This is a genomic window from Hydrocoleum sp. CS-953, assembly GCF_002260545.1.
In the GTDB taxonomy this organism is placed as follows: domain Bacteria; phylum Cyanobacteriota; class Cyanobacteriia; order Cyanobacteriales; family Microcoleaceae; genus Trichodesmium.
Genome location: NZ_LGSU01000861.1, coordinates 1 through 5090, shown reverse-complemented (window position 1 = coordinate 5090; position 5090 = coordinate 1). Strand labels below are relative to the sequence as shown.

The 5090-nt window shown below is 34.9% G+C and carries 3 protein-coding genes and 1 pseudogene; 3 read left to right on the top strand and 1 reads right to left on the bottom strand.

What is annotated here, in order from left to right:
• A partial coding sequence (locus AFK68_RS36600; protein WP_210407352.1) for a hypothetical protein occupies nucleotides 1-224 on the top strand: 224 nt, incomplete at its 5' end.
• Nucleotides 225-543: 319 nt separating this feature from the next.
• Here AFK68_RS36600 and AFK68_RS11220 read toward each other — a convergent pair.
• Nucleotides 544-846: pseudogene (locus AFK68_RS11220) on the bottom strand (hypothetical protein); the annotation flags it as partial.
• A gap of 1278 nt (nucleotides 847-2124) precedes the next feature.
• Between AFK68_RS11220 and AFK68_RS11215 the strand changes: the two are divergent.
• Nucleotides 2125-3243: a hypothetical protein gene (locus AFK68_RS11215; RefSeq protein ID WP_094672813.1), complete on the top strand. Its 1119-nt coding sequence runs from the start codon at nucleotides 2125-2127 to the stop codon at nucleotides 3241-3243.
• A gap of 345 nt (nucleotides 3244-3588) precedes the next feature.
• Complete coding sequence (locus AFK68_RS11210) at nucleotides 3589-4944, top strand: vWA domain-containing protein (RefSeq protein WP_168186410.1); 1356 nt, start codon at nucleotides 3589-3591, stop codon at nucleotides 4942-4944.
• The last annotated feature ends 146 nt before the right edge of the window (nucleotides 4945-5090 follow it).

Here is a 5090-nt window from a genome sequence, read left to right as displayed (position 1 = left end):
TTGGTAATTTTGCCACTTGGGCAACAAGGTCTGGTGTCGAGGTGTTAACGGGTGACTTCAACGGTGATAATCGAACTGATGTTGCTCTTCTGCGACAAGATCCGGGTTGGAGTACAATGCCTGTAGCTTTTTCAGATACTGATGGCAGCTTTACAGTTACCAATGAGTCAATTGGTAATTTTGCCACTTGGGCAACAAGGTCTGGTGTCGAGATTTTAGCCTGAACTTTCAAATGGCTATCCACCCTACTTGTCTAAACCGATAACTTTTCTTAACTGAGGAGTATTGAGACAGAGGAGAGTAATATCATTTTCAGGTGAATGCTTATCATGCTGAGGTATAGGGAACAGGGCTAGAGTAGGGAAACTTTTCCCGAAGGCAAAGGGTAATATCAAGTCCCATTAAATGACCTTAACAGGACTTACGGAGTACCGCTATATATGGTGTATAATTTTGTGATTATGCGGGATATTCTCACTATAATTAGTGCCGTATGGTCGAACACCATCTTATCTATATAGATATGCTAACTTCTCTCTTACCTCCTGTCAATGCCTGAATGCCAATCATCCCCACTGCATAAATATCACTGCTGAATTTGGGTTTGCCGTTGGCGGAGCCTAGCGGCAGCTATATCGCCTGTTCGCTTGGCATATAACCAGGAGTTCCTACTGCTAGAGTAACAGTTATTTGTCCTGCTGTATTTATTATTAAAGTGCTAATTTCTTTTACTGCCCCAAAGTCTATTAAAACTATTTTCCCATCCTGGCGACGGCGCATCAAATTTTGTGGTTTAATATCCCGATAAATCACATTTTCTTGATGCACAAATGCTAAAACTTCGAGTTTTATTGATTTTTAGGCCACCACATTGTTACTATATATGAGCGCACCTTTTCCATTATGTTTAGAATATCTTGTCAAGCCTACTTTGTCAACCTAGATTTTGAATTTTTTGAGATTTTTTTGATTCTCTAAGTGATAAATTCCTCTGGGAAATCAAATTAATTTATTTGTACAGAAATGGAAATAAATTTATACTACAATACAATTCAGTTAAGGATTTTTTGAAGAGTAAAGAAGGAAGAAGGAAAGTAGATGNGTTTTCGGACTCTTTTTAATCAAATTAATTTATTTGTACAGAAATGGAAATAAATTTATACTACAATACAATTCAGTTAAGGATTTTTTGAAGAGTAAAGAAGGAAGAAGGAAAGTAGATGAATGCAGTTAACTTAAAGATTTTTTTTGGCAATTATGTAATCTGAAGAGCTACTCTAATGGTTCCATACCATCAGAGTTTTGGTCTTATCTTAACTCTATTGATTTATACTAGCTCATCCAGAGTAACTAAACTTGATAAACTAGGTCTATATATCAAAAAATGAGCAATAAAAATTGGCAATCATCACCAGAAATTTTATTAGTATAAACCAGGCAAATTTTTTTCAGGATAACAAGAGAATGACAAACAAATATGACTTTTTCTTGATTATTTATTCCTGCCTTTTAATCATCCGCGCATCAGTGTGAAAAATCCTGGTCGAGCCTGACTTATTTTGTAAGGATTCAGCTATTAGCTGTTAGCTTTTCCTGCGGAATGCTACCCAAACAGCAATAAAAGCTTTTGTAGTAATATCATGTCCGGATGATTAAGTATAATAAAACTTTCTTATCCTTAATACCTTATTTTTCTCTCTTCTTATATCCTGAATTCTGAATTTATGCCAATATACTATTGACCATAAAATCAGGTCTCAAGCCTTCTACTTCCGTAGTAGGTACTGATAACTGTTAACTGATAACTGATAACTGAAATGACATTCTGGGGTATACTATTTTAAATGCAAACTATTTCAAAAATTTGTATACTTGCTAATGTAAGCATTCAGCTCTTAGCAGTTAGCTCTCAGCAAATAATGAATAATTCTTTCTAAGGTTAAAGGAGCATACTTTGGCAGTAACTTTTAATTCTATCTCAATTTCAAGGGTTGCTTTTACCTCCTCCTCTAGCTGATAATGCAGTTCCTTTGCAAGAAGCTAGCTAATAGCTGATGGCTGAATGCTTACTTACTAATTACCTACTAATTCTGACTCTATCAAAATCAAGATTAACCATAAATTATGAGAATATATCTATATATTCTGTCAGGAATTACATCCGCATTAATCGGTTGGAGCATCGGTCAATTTATCCTCAGCGATTTAGGCTGGTTACAAAAATTTCCCGAACTAGCATTATTTCCTTGCATCGCAATTTCTCTCGCAGTTGGCATAGTAGCCACAGATATATTTTTAAGTAATCCTACCCGATTTAAACGCAACTTCAGCAGAGGTATAATACCCCTAAGTATTGCTGCTGGATTAGGATTTTTAATTGGCATTACTTCTGGAGGATTAGTACAAATATTACTCAATCCACAATTACGAGATAAAGTCTTAACTATACCCGATGAATTTGTCAGAATAGTCGGCTGGATATTAATTGGTGGAGCAGTGGGTTTAGCCGAAGGTTTGACTTGGCGCTGGCGCAGTATAGAAGCAGGAGATAAACAGCGTTTTTGGCAACGACTTACTATTAGTTTAAGTACCAGTATTTTGACTGCTTTAATTGCGGCTATTATCTTTGAATGGATACGACAAAAAATGGGAGGAATGCCTATAACTTTAAAAGCTTGGGAAGATACAATAGGGTTTTCTTTATTGGGAGGTTTATTAGGTTTAGTATTGAGTTTTTCTACCTCTCCTAGTCATCTAGTTGCTCTCAGAGCTGGAGCTGGTTTTGAATATACTGAAGATATCAATATTAGTCAAAATCAAACACCTAATAATTATCCTCATGTTCAGAAAGAATTATTACCCAGACTCAAATTTGTGAGTAATGAATTTGCCGACAAAATTGAAGAAGGATTATCCATTCAATTACCTGCCAGAGGCAAAGTTAAAATAGGTTCAGCTCAGTTAAAAATTTTAGGTAGTCAACAATTTGGTGTCAATATTTGTATTCCTGGTTTACCATTACATATTGCTGACTTAGACCTAGCACCTAGCCAAACAATTCTAGTACCTAATCTCAAATTTTTCAATAGAATAGAATATCAAGGCGATCGCTTAAAGGAAAGTACACCAATTAAACTTAAACATAACGACTTAATTACATTTCATGCCGAAAATGGTGTCTATAATGGTAAAAAATTATTCAGATTTGTCTACTATAATCGCTTTTTGGACCCGCAAGGTTAGTCTATAATAAGGTAGGCATCTTATGTGATTTGTGAGAATTTGTAATTATTTATCGTAGGGGTTTGGTCTCCAAACCCTAGCTCAGATGTTGTTTGGAGACCAAACCCGTACAGTTTTTTCTCAGATCTTATTCCTGATTGTTATAATTATTAAATATAAACTCTTAATTTTTCGGAGCTCTTTTTCCTAAGTCNCCCTAGCTCAGATGTTGTTTGGAGACCAAACCCGTACAGTTTTTTCTCAGATCTTATTCCTGATTGTTATAATTATTAAATATAAACTCTTAATTATTAATTATTAACTATTAATTATCTGGTGTCTATAATGGTAAAAAATTATTCAGATTTGTCTACTATAATCGCTTCTTGGACCCGCAAGGTTAGTCTATCTTTATTAATAGTAAATTTCTACATTAATCCGAGTTTCGCTGAAGTCAAAAATCTGGAAATTATTGAAGCTATTCCTGACCGGAATGAAGGAGAAGTTACGCTCCGCGTGAAAGTCTACGACGAAAACAATAAACCAGTAAAAGGTCTGCAAAAAGATAACTTTAACTTAACAGTTTGTCCGCCGAAAGCCGACTCCAACACGAGAGAATGTCAAACTTTAAATCAGGCAGATATTAATTTAAAAATTCCTCAACCCGAAGAATTACCTCCTGGTTGGGTAATTGTTTTATTAGACTTTAGTGGCAGTATGAAACAATTAGATAGTAGTGGGGGAAAAACTAAATTAGAAGGAGCGATCGCTGCTATTAGAAAGTTCAATCAAGATTTAGCGAAAAAGGGGGAAAATACCAAAATTTCTATCGTTCCTTTTGGCAAAGGAGGTCAAAATTGTCCGGGAAATAAAGTAACGAAAAAAGAACTAGATAATTTTGTTTTAGCTGGCAAGAAAAAAGTCGAACAAACTCTCAAAAAATTAGAGAGTAAACTGAATAATCTTTGTGCAGCGACAGATATTTATGAGCCTTTGCGCCAGGCAGTACAATTTTTTGGTAATCCTGAAGATAGTCGTTTTAATCTACCAGCAAATTCTAATTTACCTCAGTCAAGACGTTCAATAATTTTACTTTCTGATGGCTATCATAGTATTTATGGAGAGAGAGAAAATGAACCAGAATTAGAAGCACAAGACTTTGAAAAAATGATGTTTATTCTAAAAAGTTATCCTAATATTACTGTACATACTTTAGGCTATGGTTTGACTCCCGAACAGTTGCAGCAAAAATATAATTTAAAGCAACCTCCAACTATTAGAGATATTAGTAAAAGAGGCAGAAAAAAAAGTAATGATTCGGCAAGCTTAAGCGAACTTGCAGCCGAAGAATTTGTTGACCAAAAGCGACTTCAACAAATAGCAGGAGTAACTAGAGGTATTGCTGAATTTTCTGGAAATGTTGAGAGTATTTCTAATAGTTTGACTGAATTTTTAGAAGCTTTATTTGATGAGTATCAAATTAATTATATTCAACCCATAAATGCTGACCGTGGTTCGTTACATAACGTGCAAGTTAGTTTTAACTTACCTAATAATTTAGTAGATTCTGAACGGGAACCTTATGTATTTCCTTGGGTGTCGCGCTCTCTACCCCGTCTGACTAGAATTATCATTTTTCTATTCACATTAGCAGCATTATTAGGAGGTGGTGTAATACCATTTTTATTATGGGCAAAATCAATTAAACGAGAGTATCAATAAAAGTATAGCGTTGCTCAAGCTTATGAGGTACACAAGCTCTTTAATTTCTTTTCTATTCCCTCCATACCTATTCCCACTTAAGTGCTCCCTAAAACCTAGAATTTTGTACCTCACGCTTCTTGGGAATTGCTATATAGGTGTAATTC

Coding starts and splice junctions, on each gene's coding strand:
- AFK68_RS11215 (WP_094672813.1), top strand. CDS start 2,125: ATGAGAATATATCTATATATTCTGTCAGGAATTACATCCGCATTAATC.